The organism is Streptomyces sp. NPDC057010, assembly GCF_042673805.1.
Lineage (GTDB): Bacteria > Actinomycetota > Actinomycetes > Streptomycetales > Streptomycetaceae > Streptomyces.
Genome location: NZ_JBHUSC010000047.1, coordinates 1 through 16,858, shown reverse-complemented (window position 1 = coordinate 16,858; position 16,858 = coordinate 1). Strand labels below are relative to the sequence as shown.

The 16,858-nt window shown below is 74.4% G+C and carries 15 protein-coding genes; 12 read left to right on the top strand and 3 right to left on the bottom strand.

Going from position 1 to position 16,858, the window contains the following annotated elements; translation table 11 throughout:
• Positions 1-361 precede the first annotated feature (361 nt).
• From murJ to ACFTXQ_RS28875, 5 genes are read left to right on the top strand one after another with little or no spacing between them, the layout of a single operon-like run.
• A complete protein-coding gene (gene murJ / locus ACFTXQ_RS28895; protein WP_382646150.1) occupies positions 362-2,104 on the top strand; it encodes a murein biosynthesis integral membrane protein MurJ in 1,743 nt (580 codons plus the stop codon).
• A complete protein-coding gene (locus ACFTXQ_RS28890; protein ID WP_382646042.1) occupies positions 2,094-2,870 on the top strand; it encodes a polysaccharide deacetylase family protein in 777 nt (258 codons plus the stop codon). Before murJ ends, ACFTXQ_RS28890 begins: the two co-directional genes overlap by 11 nt.
• Positions 2,867-4,096: a glycosyltransferase gene (locus ACFTXQ_RS28885; RefSeq protein ID WP_382646039.1), complete on the top strand. Its 1,230-nt coding sequence runs from the start codon at positions 2,867-2,869 to the stop codon at positions 4,094-4,096. Before ACFTXQ_RS28890 ends, ACFTXQ_RS28885 begins: the two co-directional genes overlap by 4 nt.
• Entirely contained in the window at positions 4,089-4,901 is an 813-nt protein-coding gene (locus ACFTXQ_RS28880) for a YveK family protein (RefSeq protein WP_382646037.1), read from the top strand. The genes ACFTXQ_RS28885 and ACFTXQ_RS28880 overlap by 8 nt, the downstream gene beginning before the upstream one ends.
• A complete protein-coding gene (locus tag ACFTXQ_RS28875) occupies positions 4,898-6,040 on the top strand; it encodes a GNAT family N-acetyltransferase (protein ID WP_382646034.1) in 1,143 nt (380 codons plus the stop codon). Before ACFTXQ_RS28880 ends, ACFTXQ_RS28875 begins: the two co-directional genes overlap by 4 nt.
• Before the next feature lie 5 nt (positions 6,041-6,045).
• Here ACFTXQ_RS28875 and ACFTXQ_RS28870 read toward each other — a convergent pair whose 3' ends face one another.
• Positions 6,046-7,869, bottom strand: a complete 1,824-nt coding sequence (locus ACFTXQ_RS28870; protein WP_382646031.1) for a glycosyl hydrolase — start codon at positions 7,867-7,869, stop codon at positions 6,046-6,048.
• Between the two features lie 294 nt (positions 7,870-8,163).
• Here ACFTXQ_RS28870 and ACFTXQ_RS28865 point away from each other — a divergent pair, with 294 nt between their 5' ends.
• The 5 genes from ACFTXQ_RS28865 to ACFTXQ_RS28845 all read left to right on the top strand — a co-directional run bounded on the left by ACFTXQ_RS28865 (position 8,164) and on the right by ACFTXQ_RS28845 (position 13,461).
• Entirely contained in the window at positions 8,164-9,420 is a 1,257-nt protein-coding gene (locus tag ACFTXQ_RS28865; protein ID WP_382646028.1) for an ATP-grasp domain-containing protein, read from the top strand.
• 61 nt (positions 9,421-9,481) lie between these two features.
• Complete coding sequence (locus tag ACFTXQ_RS28860; RefSeq protein WP_382646148.1) at positions 9,482-10,750, top strand: NAD(P)-binding domain-containing protein; 1,269 nt, start codon at positions 9,482-9,484, stop codon at positions 10,748-10,750.
• A 12-nt stretch (positions 10,751-10,762) separates the two neighbouring features.
• On the top strand, positions 10,763-11,122 hold the full coding sequence (locus ACFTXQ_RS28855) for a hypothetical protein (RefSeq protein ID WP_382646026.1): 360 nt from the start codon (positions 10,763-10,765) through the stop codon (positions 11,120-11,122).
• A 12-nt stretch (positions 11,123-11,134) separates the two neighbouring features.
• The gene (locus ACFTXQ_RS28850) at positions 11,135-13,222 is read left to right on the top strand and encodes a SpoIIE family protein phosphatase (RefSeq protein ID WP_382646024.1); all 2,088 of its coding nucleotides are present in this window, start codon (positions 11,135-11,137) and stop codon (positions 13,220-13,222) included.
• 71 nt (positions 13,223-13,293) lie between these two features.
• Positions 13,294-13,461: a hypothetical protein gene (locus tag ACFTXQ_RS28845; protein WP_382646021.1), complete on the top strand. Its 168-nt coding sequence runs from the start codon at positions 13,294-13,296 to the stop codon at positions 13,459-13,461.
• A gap of 117 nt (positions 13,462-13,578) precedes the next feature.
• On the opposite strand, the gene ACFTXQ_RS28840 is transcribed toward ACFTXQ_RS28845, so the two are convergent.
• The gene (locus ACFTXQ_RS28840; RefSeq protein WP_382646018.1) at positions 13,579-14,016 is read right to left on the bottom strand and encodes a DUF6299 family protein; all 438 of its coding nucleotides are present in this window, start codon (positions 14,014-14,016) and stop codon (positions 13,579-13,581) included.
• Between the two features lie 182 nt (positions 14,017-14,198).
• Here ACFTXQ_RS28840 and ACFTXQ_RS28835 point away from each other — a divergent pair, with 182 nt between their 5' ends.
• Both ACFTXQ_RS28835 and ACFTXQ_RS28830 read left to right on the top strand, forming a co-directional pair.
• Entirely contained in the window at positions 14,199-14,804 is a 606-nt protein-coding gene (locus tag ACFTXQ_RS28835) for a DUF4352 domain-containing protein (protein WP_382646015.1), read from the top strand.
• A 57-nt stretch (positions 14,805-14,861) separates the two neighbouring features.
• Positions 14,862-15,356, top strand: a complete 495-nt coding sequence (locus ACFTXQ_RS28830) for a DUF5949 family protein (protein WP_382646012.1) — start codon at positions 14,862-14,864, stop codon at positions 15,354-15,356.
• A gap of 108 nt (positions 15,357-15,464) precedes the next feature.
• Here ACFTXQ_RS28830 and ACFTXQ_RS28825 read toward each other — a convergent pair whose 3' ends face one another.
• On the bottom strand, positions 15,465-16,724 hold the full coding sequence (locus ACFTXQ_RS28825; RefSeq protein WP_382646009.1) for a cytochrome P450: 1,260 nt from the start codon (positions 16,722-16,724) through the stop codon (positions 15,465-15,467).
• Between the last annotated feature and the right edge of the window lie 134 nt (positions 16,725-16,858).

The following is a 16,858-nucleotide window of genomic DNA, read 5'->3' as shown; positions in this document are numbered from 1 at the left end:
GGGCGGTGACCCGGCCGCGCCGCGGCCGGGCCGGAAGGGAGCCCCGCCGGAGCCCCGTCCGGGCCCGCTCTCCCGCGGCCCGGTGTCCCGGGGTCCGGTCCTGCCCGGTCTCCCTCCGGGTTCGGGGGATGTCGGGTTCGTGGGCGGCGCCGTGCCGGGGCGGAACTCCGCGTCGGGTGAGCCGCGTTCGGGGTCGGTGTCGCGGGGGCCGGTTCTGCCGGGGCTCGCTCCGGGGTCGGCGGATCCCGGGTTCGTCGTGGGCGGGGTGCCGGGGCGGAGTTCGGCCGTCCGGCCGGCCGACGTGTCGGCGCTGCCCGGATCGGCCGGATACCCCGGCGCGGCCGGGCTGCCGGGCCTGCGCGTGGCCGCTCCGAACGGGCCGGTGGCCGCAGCCGCGCGGGCCCGGGCCCGCGCCGGAGCGGCCACCGGCCCCACCGAGGCCCCGGCGGGGCCGGAGGGGTACCCCCGGTCCGCACCCGAGGCCCCCGGCGGGAACCCCCGGCTCGGGCGGTTCCTGGCCAAGGCCGCCGCCGTCACCGCCGGGCTGACCGCCGCCGGGGCGGTGTTCGGGCTGGTCCGCGACCAGACCATCGCGCACCTCTTCGGCGCCGGGCACGACAGCGACGCCTTCCTGATCGCCTGGACCGTGCCCGAGATGGCCTCGACGCTGCTCATCGAGGACGCCATGGCGCTGCTGATGGTGCCCGCCTTCAGCCAGGCCCTGGCCCGGCGGGCCGCCAGCCGGGCCGGCCTCACCCGCAAGGAGGCCCGGGCACAGGACCCCGTACGGCTGCTCGTCGGGGCGACCCTGCCGCGGCTCGCCGTGTTCCTGGCCGCCGTGGCGTCCGTACTGATCGTGGCCGCCCCGGCCGTCGTCGCCGTCCTCGCCCCCGGCCTGCCCGACCCCGCACTGGCCGTGCAGTGCACCCGCATGACGGCACTGACCGTGCTGTCCTTCGGGCTCGCCGGATACTTCAGCGCCGCGCTGCGCGCGCACCGCTCCTTCGTGCCGCCCGCCGCGATCTACGTCTCGTACAACATCGGCATCATCGGGACGATGGTGGCCCTCCACACCCTGTGGGGCGTACGGGCCGCCGCGGCCGGGGTCGCCGTCGGCGGCCTGCTGATGGTCCTCGTCCAACTGCCCGCCTTCATCCGGAACGTGGGCTTCGGCCCGCCCCGGGCCGCGCATGTTGCGGGTCCCCCGCGCAGCCAGCGCGACCGCGACCGGCCCACCCTGATCGCCTTCGGGGTCATCGCCCCCGTCATCTTCTTCGCCGTCTTCCGGCAGTCGCAGGTCCTGGTGGAGCGCTTCCTCGCCGCCTCGCTCCCTCCCGGGGCGATCTCCCACCTGAACTACGCGCAGAAGGTCGCGCAGATGCCGATGGTGCTGTCGCTGATGATCTGCACCGTCACCTTCCCCGTCGTGGCCCAGGCCATGGCCGGCGGGGAGCGCGAGAAGGCCCGGCGGCGCGTCGAGCAGGACCTCGCGCTCGCCTCCCTCGCCGTCCTCATGGGCAGCGCCCTCGTCATCGGCTACGCGCCGCAGATCATCCAGGTCCTGTTCGAACGCGGCGCGTTCACCCACGCCGACACCCTCGCCACCGCCTCCGTCATGCGCGTCTACGGGCTCGGACTCCTCGGCCACTGCCTCGTCGGGGCGCTGTCCCGGCCCTTCTTCTCGACCGCCCGGCCCACCTGGTTCCCGGCGCTCGCGATGGGAGGCGGGCTCCTCGTCAACATCGTGGCCGGAGCCGTCGCCGTCCGCTGGTGGGGCACCTACGGACTCGCCGCCGCCAACGCGGCCGGGATCTCCACCACCGCCGCGCTCCTGCTCACCGGCCTCGGCTCGCGGATCATCGCCATCCAGGTCCGCCGGGTCGCCGTCAGCATCGGCCGGCTCGCCGTCTCCGCGGCCGCCGCCTGCGCCACCGGCTGGATCGCCGGGCCGATGGTCCCCGACCCGATGCTCAGCGCCGCCCTCGGCTGCCTGCTGGTTCCCGCCATGTTCGGCGCCACCGGCATGGCCATACGCGCCCTCGAAGTCACCGCCCTGCCCGGTCAGATCTCCCAGTTCACGCAGAGGTTCCGCAATGTCCGCTGACACCGACTCGGCGCCCGCCGCCGTGGTGGTCCCCGCCCGCAGGACCGCATCGCCGTGGGTCCTGATGTACCACTCGGTCGCCGAGTTCACCGATCCCGCCGAGGACCCGTACGGGATCACCGTCACCCCCCGCACCCTGGAGGCGCAGCTGCTGTGGCTGCGCTCGCGCGGGCTGCGCGGGGTGTCGGTCGGCGAACTGCTCCGGGCCCGCGCGGCCGGACGCGGGGCCGGGCTGGTCGGGCTGACCTTCGACGACGGCTACACCGACTTCCTCACGCACGCGCTGCCGCTGCTGGAACGCCACGACTGCACCGCCACCCTGTTCGTCCTGCCCGGTCGACTCGGAGTGGACAACGTGTGGGACCCGCTGGGCCCCCGCAAGTCCCTGCTCACCGCCGAGGGCATCCGCGAAGTCGCCGCGGCCGGACAGGAGATCGGCTCGCACGGGCTGCTCCACCAGGACCTCACGGCCGCCGCCGACGACGTGCTCCAGCAGGAGCTGCGGGGCAGCCGCGACCTGCTGCGCGAGCTGACCGGCACGCTGCCCGAGGGCTTCTGCTACCCGTACGGGCACCTCGACGAGCGGGTCGTCGCCGCCACCCGGGACGCCGGCTACGGGTACGCCTGCGCCATCGACCCCGGGCGGCTCGCCGGCCCGCACGCCCTGCCGCGTACGCACGTCAGCCAGGCCGACGGGGGCGCGCGGCTGCGCGTCAAGCAGCTGCGGCACCAGGTGCGGGGGCTGCGGCGGGGGGTGCGCACGTGAAGGCCCTGCACGTCATCACCGGCCTCGGTGTCGGCGGCGCCGAGCAGCAACTGCGGCTGCTGCTGCGGCACATGCCGATGCGGTGCGACGTGCTGACGCTGACCAACCCCGGGCCGGTGGCCGAGGGGCTGCGCGCCGACGGGGTGCGGGTCGTGCACCTGGGCATGCGGGGCAACCGGGACCTGGGGGTGCTGCCGAGGCTGGTGCGGTTCATCCGGCGCGGCCGCTACGACCTCGTGCACACGCACCTGTACCGGGCCTGCGTGTACGGGCGCCTCGCGGCCCGGCTCGCGGGGGCGGGGGCGGCCGTGGCCACCGAACACTCCCTCGGGGAGGCCGAGATCGAGGGGCGGCCGCTGTCGGGCGGGGTCCGGGCGCTGTACCTGGCGAGCGAGCGGCTGGGAGCGGCGACCGTGGCCGTGTCGGACACGGTGGCGGCCCGCCTGGAGGGGTGGGGGGTGCCGCCGGCGCGGGTGCACGTCGTCCCGAACGGGATCGAAGCCGCCCGCTTCCGCTTCGACGAGGGCGTACGGAGGGCCACGCGGGCCAGGACCGGGCTGCCGGAGCGGGCCTTCGTGGTCGGCGGTGTCGGGCGGCTGGTCCCCGGCAAGCGGTTCGACGTGCTGGTGCGGGCGGTGGCGGCGCTGCCGGGGGCGCACCTGCTGCTGGCGGGGGACGGGCCCGAGCGGGCCTTCCTGCGCTCCCTGGCGGCGGAACTCGGCGCACAGAGCCGGATCCACCTGCTGGGGGAGCGGGATCCGCTGGGCGACAGCGCGGACGGGCGTACGCCGGGGATCCCGGCGCTGCTGGCGGCCATGGACGTCTTCGTGTCCCCGTCGCGGGAGGAGGCGTTCGGGCTGGCGGTCGTGGAGGCCCTGGCGGCGGGGCTGCCGGTGCTCCACGTGACGTGCCCCGCGATCGACGACCTCCCCGCCGCCCAGGCCCCGGGTGCGCGGCGGATCGGCAGCGGCACGGAGGAACTGGTCGCGGCCCTCCGGGGGCACATGGAGGCGGGCGCCCGTCGCCTCCCCCCGCCGCCGGTGGTCCGCCGCTACGACATCGCCCGCAGCGCCCGCCGGCTCCTGGACGTCTACGACCTGGCCCTGTCCACCCCACCGCCCCGCACCCCCCGCGCACGGGCGGCCGCGCCCCGCACGCCGGCGGGGCTGCCCGACGACCCCCTGACCACTCCCCTCCACCCAGGAAGCGAGCACGCACATGGCTGACACCGTCGATCAGACGAAGACCGACAAGAAGACCGACAAGAAGGCCGAGAAGCAGAGCGAGAAGCAGGGCGAGAAGCAGGTCGCGCGGAAGGGCGTGAGGAGGGGGTTGCGGCGGGCCCGGCGCCGGGTGGTGCCGCCCGCGTGGTGGCCGCTGCCGGCCTGCGCGCTGCTCGGGCTCGCCGTGGGCGGGGCGTACGGGGTGCTCAAGACCCCCGAGTACGCCGCCACCAGCTACGTCGTGGCCGTCCCCGACGACACCACTGAACCCGCCACGGCCCTCGGCTTCGCCCAGGCGTACGCCCGGATCGCCACCAGCAGCTCCACCCTCGCCTACGCCCAGCCCCGCGCGGGCATCGGCGCCCAGAAGCTGCGGACCCAGGTGCGGGCCGAGACGTCCCCCGAGTCCCCGATGATCGCCATCACCGGCACCTCCACCAGCCCCGCCGAGGCCGCCGACATCGCCAACGCCGTCGCCGACGCCCTGTCGCTGAGCAGCAATCAGGCCGCCAAGAACACGGGCGTGCAGCTGCTCCTCTTCAACCAGGCCGTCGCGCCGAGCGACCCCGCCTCCCCGTCGGCCCCCATCAGCGGAGCCGTCGGCATGTGTGCCGGCGGCCTGCTCGGCGGGCTCTGGCTGCTCGCCCGGCCCGCCGCCGGCCGCCGCCGGCCGCAGCAGGAGCAGGCGCCGGAGCAGCGGGACGAGGCGACGGCGACCGTCACGACGCCGCCCGTCGTCGAGGAGTACGCCTCGCTCCCCGCCCAGGGTGAGCACACCGAGACCAAGGAGAAGGAGTCCGTGCGATGACGTCGGGCTCCGCCGGGGCCCTGTCGGTGGCGCTGTGCCGCGACCCCCGGCAGTTCGCCGCGCTGGAGGAGCCGTGGAACCGGCTCGTCCGCGGCTGTCCCAGCGCCACCCCCTTCCAGAGCCACGCCTGGCTGCACTCCTGGTGGCTGTCGTACGGGAAGGAGGGCCGGCTCCGGATCGTCCTCGTGCGGCGCGGCGGGGAACTGGTCGGCGCGGCCGCGCTGATGCTCGTACACCGGCCGCTCCCGCTGCTCGTGCCGCTCGGCGGCAACATCACCGACTACTTCGACGTGCTCGTGGCGGCGGAGCACGCCGACCAGGTCGTCCCGGCGCTGGCCCGCGGGCTGCACCGGGCCGCCCGGGGCGCGGTGGTCGACCTGCGGGAGGTCCGGCCCGGGGCCGCCGTCGAGCAGCTCCACAAGCACTGGCCCGGGGTCGGCGCCCGGCTCGCCGACTCCACCTGCATGGAGCTGCCCGCGCTGCCCTTCGACGAGCTGGTCAAGCGGATGCCGGCCTCCGGCGCCCAGCGGGTCCGGGCCAAACTGCGCAAGACCGACGCGGCCGGGATCGAGGAGCACGAGGTCACCGAGCAGGAAGTGCCGCGTGCCGTACGGACCCTGCTGCGGCTCCACGAGAAGCAGTGGCGCGGCCGCGGGGTGACCCCCGAGCACCTCAGGCCCCGCTTCGCCGAGCACCTGACCCGGGCCGCCCGGCGGATGGTGCGGGCCGGGGAGGGCCGGCTGACGGAGTTCCGGCTGGACGGCAAGGTGGTGGCGGTCAACCTCACGCTGCTGTCGGCAGCGCTGAGCGGCGGCTACCTGTACGGGGCCGACCCGGACCTGCGCACGCGCAAGGTGGACGTGGCGACGCTGCTGCTGCGCTACGAGGCCGGGCGGGCGCTCGCGGAGGGCCGGCCGGTGGTGAGCTTCCTGCGCGGCAACGAGCCGTACAAGAACCACTGGCGGCCCGAAACGGTGGTCAACCAGCGGTTCCTGCTGGCCACGTCGGCGCTCGCGCCCCTGCTGCGGCTGCACGAGTCGCAGGTGACGGGGCGCGAGCGGGCGGTGGACGCGCTGCGGGAGGCGCTGCCGGCCGCCAGGGACTGGCGGGCGCGGCTCAACGAACTGCGGGTGCGATGACCCGTCTAGAAGGGCCAGAAGCCGGAGTCCTTGCCCCAGTCGAGCTGGATGCAGACCGACTGCTTGCCGACCAGCTTGGACAGCCACTCGCCGAAGTTGAGCGGGATGCACCACTGCCTGATGTTGACCGGCGGGTCGACCGGATCGGGCTGCGTCGGCTTCGGCGTGGGCGTGGACTCGGGCTTCGGTACCGGGGCGCTCGGCGCCACGGGCGAGGGCGCGGGCGTGACCGGGTCCTCGGGTGCGGGGACCTCCGGGCTGGGGACGAGGGGACTCGGGGTGACCGGGCCCGGCGCCTCGGGGCTCGGCGTGACCGGGTCTTCGGGTGTGGGGACGACCGGGCTCGGGGTCACGGGCAGCGGTGCCTGGGGCGACGGGACGACCGGGCCCGGCGCTTCGGGGCTCGGCGCCACCGGGCTCGGTGCTTCTGGGCTGGGGGTGACCGGGCTGGGTGCTTCTGGGCTGGGGGTGACCGGGCTGGGTGCTTCGGGGCTGGGGGTGACCGGGCTGGGTGCTTCGGGGCTGGGGGTGACCGGGCTCGGGGCTTCTGGGCTCGGGGTTTCTGGGCTGGGGGTGACCGGGCTCGGTGCTTCGGGGCTCGGGGCGACCGGGCTCGGGGTCGCCGGGCTCGGGGCCTCGGGGCTGGGGCTCACCGGGAGCGGGGCCTCCGGCGAGGGCTTGGGGACCTCGGGCTTGGGGATCTGCGGGCTCGGGATCTCGGGCTTCGGGATCTGCGGCGTCGGGATCTCGGGCAGCGGGACGACCGGCGTGGGCACGACCGGCGTGGGAATCACGGGGGTCGGGATCACGGGCGTGGGTACCACCGGGGTCGGGATCACCGGTCCCGGCCGCTCCTGCCTCAGCGCGGCGCGGAACACCTTCGCGGACAGCGGGTTCTGCTTGCACTGCCACACGCCGTGCGGGCAGTAGTCGGTGATGGTGTGGTAGATCGGCCGGTGCTGCTCGATCCACTGCAGCATGCGCCGCACGTACTCCGGATTGTCCCCGCGCCGGAACAGCCCCCACTCCGGGTAGGAGATCGGCTTGCCGTGTGCCTTCGCGAAGTCGACGTGCTTCTGGAGCCCGTACGGCTGGGTGATCTGGTCGTCGAAGCTCCGGCCGGGAGCCTGGTCGTACGAATCCATTCCGATGATGTCGACCACGTCGTCGCCGGGGTAGCACCTGGTCCAGCCGATCGCGTCCTTACCCCTGTTCGGCGCGAAATCGAACTTGAACTTCTGTCCGGGCACCGACCGCATGCTGTCGACGATGCGCCGCCAGTACGCCTTCCAGTTCTCCGGGTCCGGCCCGCAGCGGTGGGTGTAGGTGACGCCGTTCATCTCCCAGCCGAGCACGATCACCGTGTCCGGGACGCCCAGCTCCACCAGCCGCTCGGCGAGCCGCCGGAAGTGCCGGTCGTACCGGCCCGCCGCGCCCGCCCTGATCAGCCGGGCCACCTGGTCGTCGGGGACCCGGTCCTCGTTCCGGGCCTGCATGGGCACGTTGAGGACGAACATCCGGCCGTCCCGGGCCTGGCGCCACTCGGCCCAGTCCTCCAGGAAGTCGACGTTCCCCTCGATGCCCTCCCACCTGTCGCCGGGGAGGTACGTGTGCCCGACCCGGATCTCCTTGCCGCCCAGCCAGCGCGAGAGGTACGGGATGCGGGCCACCCCGGGCGGCCCGTAGTCGAGATAGGCGCCCATGGCGATGTCCGAGCCCTGGGGCGGGCCCTTTTCGGGCGCCGCGAGCGCGGCCCCGGTCGTCGCGAGCAGTCCGGCCGTGACCGTGCCGACGCAGGTGCTCGCCAGTCGGCGGCGTGGTCTGGGCATGGCGTCTCCCGAGTTTTCCCGAATCGGTGTGCTTACCAAAGACGTTAGGCATCAGATCTGACGATTGGCCTGTCCGGTGACAGCTGCGTAGGCCATTCGCATCTGCGCACCATCCCCGCTTGGTCCGACTAGGTGAAAGACACCGTTGCCATGCACGCCTATCTCAACCATGTGCCCGCAGTTCTGCTCAGACTCGATCGGAATCCGTTCCACCACGGAACCCTTGGCGCCGTCAGATCCCTTGGCCGCAAGGGCGTGGAGGTCCATGCCGTCGTCGAGGCCGGGGGAGGTCCCATGGGGCGTTCGCGCTATCTGCACGCCGTGCATCCCGGGCCGCGGGGCGGGCTGGACCCGGAGGCTCCGGAATCCCTCCTGGAGTGCCTGACCGGGGTCTCGGAGCGGATCGGCAGGCCTGCCGTGCTCGTTGCCATGGACGACCTGAGCGCCATCGCGGTGTCCCGGGTCGCGCCGATGCTGATGGACCGTTACCGGATCCCCCATCAGCCCGACAACCTGCCCGCGCGGGTGGCGGACAAGGCCGAGCTGGCGCGGCTCTGCGCGCGCTGGGACATCCCGCACCCGGAGACCGTCGTCCCGGCGAGCGGGGCCGAGGCGGCGGAGGCCGCCTGGCGGCTCGGCCTGCCGGTGGTCGCCAAGTGGAGCCGGCCCTGGCTGCTGCCGGCGGGGGGCGCGGGGCTGCGGAGCACCACGCTGCTGCACACCGCCGCCGAGGCGCGCCGGCTCTACGAGCGCTCCGCCGAGGCGGGGAGCAGGCTGCTGCTCCAGCGGTTCCTGCCGGCCGGGCCGGACACCGACTGGTTCTTCCACGGTGCCTTCGGCCGGGGCGGGCATCCGCTGTTCGCGGGATCGGGCCGCAAGGAGCTGTCCTGGCCGGTGCGGACGGGGCTGACCGCGGTCGGGCGCTGGCTGCCGGACCCGGCGGTGGAGGAGGCGGGGCTGCGGCTGGCCGAACGCCTCGGCTACCAGGGGATCCTGGACCTGGACTTCCGCCGGGACGAGCGCGGCACCTTCCGGCTGGTGGACTTCAACCCCCGGCCGGGCGCGCAGTTCCGGCTGTTCACGGACACGGCCGGGCTGGACGTCGTACAGGCCCTGTACCTGGATCTGACGGGCCAACGGGTCCCGGCGCCCTCGGGCGGGCCGGGCCGGGTGTTCGTCGCCGAGAACTACGCGCTCCTGGCCGCGGTGCGGGGCGGCTCCCTGCCGCGTCGCCTCGCGGCGGGCCTTGCGGGCCTCGCGGGGCCCGCCGGGTCCGGCGGGCGGGCGCGGGTCGAGCCGGCCTGGTTCGCCCTCGACGATCCGATGCCGTTCCTGGCGATGCTCGCCGCGTTCCTCGGCCGGGGCGCGGGGAAGGGGGTGCGGGCGCTGCGCGGGGTCCCGGTACACGGCCGGCGTACCGCCCGTGCGGCGGTACGCGCCCCCCGCCAGCGCGGTGGCCGGGAGCAGCCGCCCGCCGAACTGGGGGGCCCGGCCTCCCGCCCCGCGCCGCCGGAGGCCCCGGCGGCGCCGGACGAGCTGGTCACCCGGTAGCGACAGCGCCCGGGCCGAGTACGCAGACGATGGAGCTGAAGGGACGGCAGCCGTGACGCGGATGAACGATCTCGTGGTGATCGGCGCGGGCCCGTACGGGCTGTCGATCGCCGCGCACGCTGCGGGCGCGGGGCTCGACGTGAGGCTGCTGGGGCGGCCCATGGCCTCGTGGCGCGACCACATGCCCGACGGCATGTACCTGAAGTCGGAGCCGTGGTCCTCGAACCTGTCCGCGCCGGGCGGGCGCTACACCCTGGCCGACTACTGCGCCACCCGCGGACTGGTCTCGGAACACGGCACTCCGCTGCCGATCGGCACGTTCAGCTCGTACGGGATGTGGTTCGCCCGGCACGCCGCGCCGGAGGTGGAGGAGGTGACCGTCACGGAGGTGACCCCGCAGGGCGACGGCTTCCGCGTCCGCACCGCAGAGGGGCCGCCGCTGCTCGCCCGTACGGTCGCCCTCGCGGTCGGGGTCATGCCGTTCGTCCACCTGCCCCCGGCGCTGCGGGACCTGCCGCCGAGTCATTACTCCCACAGCAGCGGCCACCGTGACCTGGCCCGCTTCGCCGGCCGCGAGGTCGCCGTGCTCGGGGCCGGGCAGGCGGCCCTGGAGACGGCCGCCCTGCTGGCCGAGCAGGGCGCCCGGCCGTGTCTGGTGGCCCGGCGCTCCCGGCTGAACTGGAACACGGTGCCGCAGCCGCTGAGCCGGCCGCCGCTGCGGGCCCTGCGCGAACCGCACAGCGGGCTGGGCACCGGCTGGCGCAGCTGGGTGTGGTCGGAGCTGCCCTGGGCGGTGCGCCGGCTGCCCGCGGCCACCCGGGAGCGGATCGCGGCGACCGCGCTGGGCCCGGCCGGGGCCTGGTGGCTGCGGGACCGCTTCGAGCGGCGCGTTCCCGTCCTGCTCGGGCACCACCTGCACCGGGCCGTCGCGGTGGGCGGGCGGACCAGGCTCGGGCTGACCACCGGGTCGGGGGAGTCCGTGGTGCTGGACACCGCGCACGTCATCGCGGCCACCGGCTTCAGCCCGGACCTGGCCCGGCTGGAGCTGCTCGACGCGGGGCTGCGGGCTGCGCTGGAGACGGTGGGCGACACCGGGACGCCGGAGCTGAGCCCCGGCTTCGAGTCCTCTTATCCCGGGCTGTTCTTCGCGGGGCTCCTCACGGCTCCCTCATTCGGCCCTTCCATGCGATTCGTGCACGGTGCGGGCTTCACGGCGGGGAGACTGGTGAAAGGAGTCCGCAAGCGCCTCGGCGCCCGGGGTCCGCTGCCGGGTTCCACCACGACCTACGACCGGGCTGCCTCCGGGCAACCCCAGACGTATCTGCGGTGAGAGGGGTCCGCGATGAGCGCGGAGCGAGCACAGGGCCGCGGCTGGGTACGCATTCCCGCCAGCCGTGGGGAACAGCCCGCCACGGCCAGGACCGCCGGATACGACCGGCCGACGGGGTACGACCGGGCGGCCGGATACGACCGGCCCGCCGGATACGACCGCGACCGGGCGGCCGGGTACGACCGCGCGGCCGGTTACGACAGGACCGCCGCCTACGACCACGCCCCGTACGCGACGGCCCCCCACATCGTCCAGCCCACCATCTACCTCACCCTCGTCAAGCGCTGGCGGGAGGCCGGGCGCACTCTTCCGGGGCATCCTGACGAGGAGTGGGAGCGGCTGATCTCCCAGCCGTGCTGGCCCGGCCGTTAGGTGGTGTGACTCGTGGCAGCGGCGGAGCGCGACAGATCCGGGCAGGGCCGCAAGCCCCCCGAGACCGGGCCCGGGGAGCGGCTCGCGCTGAACGGCATGGGCAGCTTCGAGTGGGACCTGGCGGCGGGGACGCTGGAGATCGACGAGGCCGGGGCGGCCGTCTTCGACCTGGAGCCGGAGGACCTCGACGGGACCCCGCAGGCGCTCGGGCTGCGGATCCCGCCCACGGATGCGGCCCGGCTGCGCCAGGCCGTCGAGGACGTGCTGGAGAGCGGCGGGGAGTCGTACGGCGCCTACTTCACGGTGCAGCGGCGCGACGGCCGCGACCAGTGGACGCACACCCGGGGCCGGGTGCTGCGCGGCGAGGACGGGCAGGCGTACCGGATCGTGGGGATCGTCCGGGACGCGACGGCGGAACTTGCGCAGGCCACGCAGCTGCGCAAGCTGGAGTCGGCGCGGGCGCAGCAGACGACGATCGTCCAGCGGACCACGGAGGCCCTGTCGCGGGCGGTGACGGTCGACGACGTCACGGCGGCCCTGACCGGGGCGGGCGCGCTGGAGCGGCTCGGTGCTGACGGGCTGGCCCTGGGGCTGGTCGAGGGCGGCACCATCAAGATCATCGCGCTGAGCGGGGAGACGCTGGAGATCCTCAGCGAGCGGCGGTTCACCCGGCTGGACGGCTCGCTGCCGCTGTCGCAGGCGGTGATCACCCGGCAGGCACGTTTCGTCACCTCGCTCAGGGCGCTCGGCGACGAGTTCCCGCTGCTCAGCGACTACCTCAACCGGATCCAGTTCGACGCGGCCGCCTATCTGCCGCTGATCGCACAGGCCAAGGCCATCGGCGGGCTGGTGCTCTTCTACCGGCGGCGCACCGAGTTCAGCCCCGAGGAGCGCAACCTGTGCCTGGGCCTCGCGGGCATCGTGGCCCAGTCCCTCCAGCGGGCCCTCCTCTTCGACCAGGAGCGCGAGTTCGCCACCGGCCTGCAGGCCGCCATGCTGCCCCGCCGGATCCCGGAGATCACGGGCGGGGAGATCGCGGTCCGCTACCACTCCGCGTGGAGCGGGCGGGAGGTCGGCGGGGACTGGTACGACGTGATCGCGCTGCCCCGTGACCGCGTCGGCATCGTGGTGGGCGACGTCCAGGGCCACGACACGCACGCGGCGGCCATCATGGGCCAGCTGCGGATCGCGCTGCGGGCGTACGCGGGCGAGGGCCATCCGCCGTCCACCGTGCTGGCGCGCGCCTCCCGCTTCCTCGCCGAGCTGGACACCGAGCGCTTCGCGACCTGCATGTACGCGCAGGTGGACCTGGAGACAGGGGGCGTACGGGCGGTCCGCGCGGGCCACCTCGGCCCGCTGATCCGGCACACGGACGGGCGCACGGGCTGGCCCAACGTGCGCGGCGGGCTGCCGCTGGGACTGGCCTCGGTGTTCGAGCAGGAGGACTTCCCCGAGACCCGCCTCGACCTGGTCCCCGGGGAGACGCTGGTGCTGTGCACGGACGGCCTGGTGGAGGAGCCGGGGTCCGTCATCACCCAGGGCATGGACGCCCTCGCCCACGCGGTGCGCAGCGGGCCGCAGGGCGCCGGGGCGCTCGCCGACCACCTCCTGGACCGGCTGTGGGAGCGCTGGGGCTCCGGCGACGACGTGGCTCTGCTCGTGCTGCGCCGGGCCCCCGACCCGGGCACCCACCGGGCGCCGCGCATCCACCAGTACGTCCACCAGGCCGACCCCGAGGGCCTCTCGGACGCCCGCTACGCCCTGCGCCAGGCCCTGCGTGACTGGGGCATGCCCGACCTCGCCGACGACGTGGAGCTGGCGGCCGGGGAACTGCTGGTCAACGCCCTGCTGCACACCGACGGCGGGGCGGTGCTGACCATGGAGGTGCTGCCGGAGCCGGTCCGGCGGATCCGGCTGTGGGTCAAGGACCGCTCCAGCGTGTGGCCGCGCCGGCGCACCCCGGGGGAGGCTGCCACCACGGGGCGCGGACTGCTGCTGGTGGACGCGCTGGCCACCCACTGGGGTGTCGAGTCCCGGGGCGACGGCAAGGCGGTGTGGTGCGAGTTCGACGCCGGAGGCAACCCGCGGAGCGTGGAGTGACCCCGCCGTCACGCCGAGTTGTGGGGTGCCGGGGGCGGGGTGATGATGCGAACCATGAAACGGAACGTGCTGTGCGCAGGCTGAACAAGGGCGCCGTTACGGGCATCCTGGCCCTGCTCCTGCTGGCCGCCGGAGTGCCGACGGTCGTGGACTGGACGACGGGGCGCCCGCACGCGGACCCCGGATGCCATTCGGCGGCGTTCATGTCGATGACGGGTGTGGCGCCCGCCTGCCGTTGACGGCGGTACGGATCCCGGTCCGGATGCCGGTGCGCCGGGCGGGCCGGGCCCCGGGCGCCCGGTCCCGGTAGCGGCGGCTACCGGACCGGCGGGCGCGGGCCACGGGCCCGGTGTCGCTCAGTGCCCCTCGTGGACCTCGACGTCCTGCGTGTCCTGGGCGACCGTCGCCACCGAGCGCGGCATCAGGTTCGGCGACAGGTGGATCTCCTGGAGCTCCCCGGTGACCGTCGCGTGGCCCGGGTGCACGCCCGCGAGGAAGCCCGGCGCGTGCGCCACCCACCTGCGCTCCGTGCCGTCGCAGACGACCTCCTCCGCGCCGATGCTGAGCCGGCTGTCGTCCTGCACGACGGTCGCCTTGATCTGCATCGCCCCCACGGGTGACGCCTGCTCGCAGTGGTAGGTCCCGGAAAGGGTGACGCCGCCGTCCTCGGCGATGTGAGCGTCGGGATGTACGGAAATACCCTGCTCGAAAACGGTGGCCCCGGCCGGGACGGTGAATACCGTGGTGGCGGCCAGTGCGGAGAGGGCTGCCAGTGCCATTCGGCGGCCGGACATGCGCATTTTTCCTCCAGATGGATCGCGGATGGAACGGGGCGGCGGGAATCCGCCGGAACGCATTGTGCTGGCAGTTGGCCGCAACCCGCCGCACACACTCCCCGGGCGCACTCGTGTCGGTGAGTGCAATTGCCCGCTCGGGCGCGTGAGACTGGCCGAAATACGCCCCGAAGGGATCGCGAATGCGTCAGTCCGCCGTCCGTCGCCAGACCCCCGTCCTCGCCGCCGCCGCGGTGCTCCCGCTCCTCCTGTTCGGCGCCACGGCCTGCCAGAGCGCCCCCGAGGGAGCCGCGCTCGCCCCCGCCGCGGCACCCGCCGTCCCGGTGGACGACGGGGCGCCCGGCGCCGAGGAGGCCCCCGCACGGACCGGGGCGAAGGAGGCTCATGTGGGTGACCCCGTACAGGTGAACGGCCGGCAGGTCGGCCGCCACCTCCAGGTGGTGCTGAACGCCTACGTGGACCCCGCGGTCAGCATCGAGAAGAACTACGCCCCGCCGGCCGGCAAGCGCTGGGTGGCCGCCTCGATGTCCTTCGTCAACGTGGGCGGGGCCTCGTACGGGGCGCTCGGACGCATGTGGGCGCACGACAGCGCGGGGCAGCGCCATCCGGTGGTGCCGACCGGTGAACTGACGACCGGCAAACCGCTCGTCTTCGATTCCCTCGCGGTCGGTGAACGGGCCGAGGGGTGGGTGGTGTTCGAAATCCCGGAAAACGCGCGCATTGAGCGGCTCCAGTACCAGGACGCGAACATCCAGGCGAATTCCGGAGGGGGTTTCTGGGCGGTCTAGCCCGCCCGGGTGAAAGGCCGTGAAAAGGCCGGGGGAGAGGCGACTAGGGTGCGGCGCATGACTTCTACTCAAGCCGAAATCGACCGGTCGCAGCTCGGCACCCTTTCGGTGCTCGCCTGGATCGGCGACCCCTCCGAGGCCCACGACATCCCGTACCTCCTCGCCTACACCCTCGGGGACGGCCCGCAGGGCCGGGAGGCCGGCGAGGCGGCGGCCCGCGGGCTGCTGGAGGAGATCGGCCTGCCCATCGGCGACGTCGTCATGGACGGCACCCGCAGCCCGCGCACCTTCGCGGTGCAGATCGTGCTGATGGCGGGCGACCAGGTCACGCTGACCATGCCCGGCCTGAACGCCACCTGCGTCGCCCCCAAGGAGTGGGTCGCCGCCGCGCTCGAGAGCGGACAGGCGTACTTCCTCTTCGCCACGCGCGCCTGGCCCGAGGCGGTTCCGGGCCGGCCGGTGACCGCGGAGCTCCTCCAGGCGTTCGCGGGCGACGAGGCGGTGCTCACCAGCAGCGCCCACTGCGTCATCGCGGTGCAGACCCTGCAGTAGCCGCGCCGGCGGCAGCGGTGCCGTACAGCTCCGGCCGCCGGGCTCCCAGCCTGCCCGGTGGCCGGTTCCGCATGCCCGGACCCCCGGCCCCCCCGGACCCCGGGTCCCTCAGGGCCGCTCGAACGCGAACTTCAGTGAGCGGACGCGGTTGTCGAAGTTCGAGCCCGCCAGATCGGGCAGGCCCACCGCGCGCAGTCCGACCGGGCGGGTCAGCAGCTCCCGGAAGAGGGCCTTCATCTCCACCCGGGCCAGGTGCGCGCCCAGGCAGAAGTGCGGGCCGCCGCCGCCGAAGCCCAGGTGCGGGTTGGGCGAGCGGGTGATGTCGAAGGCGTCGGGGTCCGGGAAGACCGCCTCGTCGCGGTTGGCGGACGCGTAGTACAGGACCACCTTGTCGCCCGGGCGGAACAGGTGCCCGTCCAGGGTGTGTTCGGCGGCGACCGTCCGGCGGAACTGGATGATCGGCGTCGAGTGGCGGATCATCTCGTCCACCGCGCCGTCCGCGTACTTCTCGAAGTCCGAGAGCAGCAGGTCCCGCTGGTCGGGGTTGTCGGTCAGCAGGGTCAGCCCGTGGGTGATCGCGTTGCGGGTGGTCTCCACCCCGGCGACCATCAGGAGCGAGAAGAACGCGCCGAGTTGGCGGGCCCCGAGGGCCTGGCCGTCGACGTTCGCGCAGACCAGTGCCGAGATCAGGTCGTCGGTGGGGTTCTTGCGCCGCTCCCGCCCGATGCCGGCCACCATCCGCTGCATGCGGGCGAGGGCCCGCAGGCCGCGTCCGGGCATCCGCAGGCGGGCGGCCAGGCCGCGTTCCACGCCGATGTTCTCCGAGGCGTGGTTGACGCGGTCGGCGATCTCGGCGCGGTAGCGCTCCGGGATGCCCATCATGTTGCAGATGACCTCCAGGGGCAGGCGGGAGGCCACCGCCGAGACGAACTCGTCCGGGCAGTCGGCCAGTACGTCGTCCACGATGCGGGCGGCGACCGTGTGGATGTCCTCCTCGGCCGCCGCCAGCAGGCGGGGCGTGAAGGCCCGCTGCACGATCTTGCGGAGCTGGGCGTGGTCGGCGCCGTCGAGGTTGACCATCGAGTCCCCGAACAGCGCGCGGACCCAGCGGGGCGGCTCGGGGGTGGTCACGCCGGGGGCGCTCGCGAACACCTTGGGGAGCCGGCTGGCCTCCTGGACCTGGGCGTGGCGCACGAGGGCCCAGTGGCCGGTGCGGGGCCCTTCGGGGACGAACACGGGGGACTCCTCGGCCCGCAGCCGGGCGAACGCCGCCAGGCGGTGGGCGGGGGGCGCCTGCCAGAAGCCGGGCTCGGCCAGTTCCCCTCCGGGGACGGGTCCGCTGCCGGGGCGTGGTGCGGGGAGTGTCATGGCCTGCCTCCAGTTGCAACGCGTCGTATGTGGGGGAAAACGGGCGGGAACGCGCAGGAGTGACGGTTCGGCGCGACGCCGTTGCCGGGGCTCCGCCCCGGACCCCGCGCCTCAAACGCCGGCGGGTCTGGATG

Bases quoted from the DNA above. Each gene is read 5' to 3' on its own strand.
- ACFTXQ_RS28865 (WP_382646028.1), top strand. From the start codon at position 8,164: ATGGGGCGTTCGCGCTATCTGCACGCCGTGCATCCCGGGCCGCGGGGC.
- ACFTXQ_RS28890 (WP_382646042.1), top strand. From the start codon at position 2,094: ATGTCCGCTGACACCGACTCGGCGCCCGCCGCCGTGGTGGTCCCCGCC.
- ACFTXQ_RS28880 (WP_382646037.1), top strand. From the start codon at position 4,089: ATGGCTGACACCGTCGATCAGACGAAGACCGACAAGAAGACCGACAAG.
- ACFTXQ_RS28855 (WP_382646026.1), top strand. From the start codon at position 10,763: ATGAGCGCGGAGCGAGCACAGGGCCGCGGCTGGGTACGCATTCCCGCC.
- ACFTXQ_RS28835 (WP_382646015.1), top strand. From the start codon at position 14,199: ATGCGTCAGTCCGCCGTCCGTCGCCAGACCCCCGTCCTCGCCGCCGCC.
- ACFTXQ_RS28840 (WP_382646018.1), bottom strand. From the start codon at position 14,016: ATGTCCGGCCGCCGAATGGCACTGGCAGCCCTCTCCGCACTGGCCGCC.
- ACFTXQ_RS28860 (WP_382646148.1), top strand. From the start codon at position 9,482: ATGAACGATCTCGTGGTGATCGGCGCGGGCCCGTACGGGCTGTCGATC.
- ACFTXQ_RS28825 (WP_382646009.1), bottom strand. From the start codon at position 16,724: ATGACACTCCCCGCACCACGCCCCGGCAGCGGACCCGTCCCCGGAGGG.
- ACFTXQ_RS28870 (WP_382646031.1), bottom strand. From the start codon at position 7,869: ATGCCCAGACCACGCCGCCGACTGGCGAGCACCTGCGTCGGCACGGTC.
- ACFTXQ_RS28830 (WP_382646012.1), top strand. From the start codon at position 14,862: ATGACTTCTACTCAAGCCGAAATCGACCGGTCGCAGCTCGGCACCCTT.
- ACFTXQ_RS28875 (WP_382646034.1), top strand. From the start codon at position 4,898: ATGACGTCGGGCTCCGCCGGGGCCCTGTCGGTGGCGCTGTGCCGCGAC.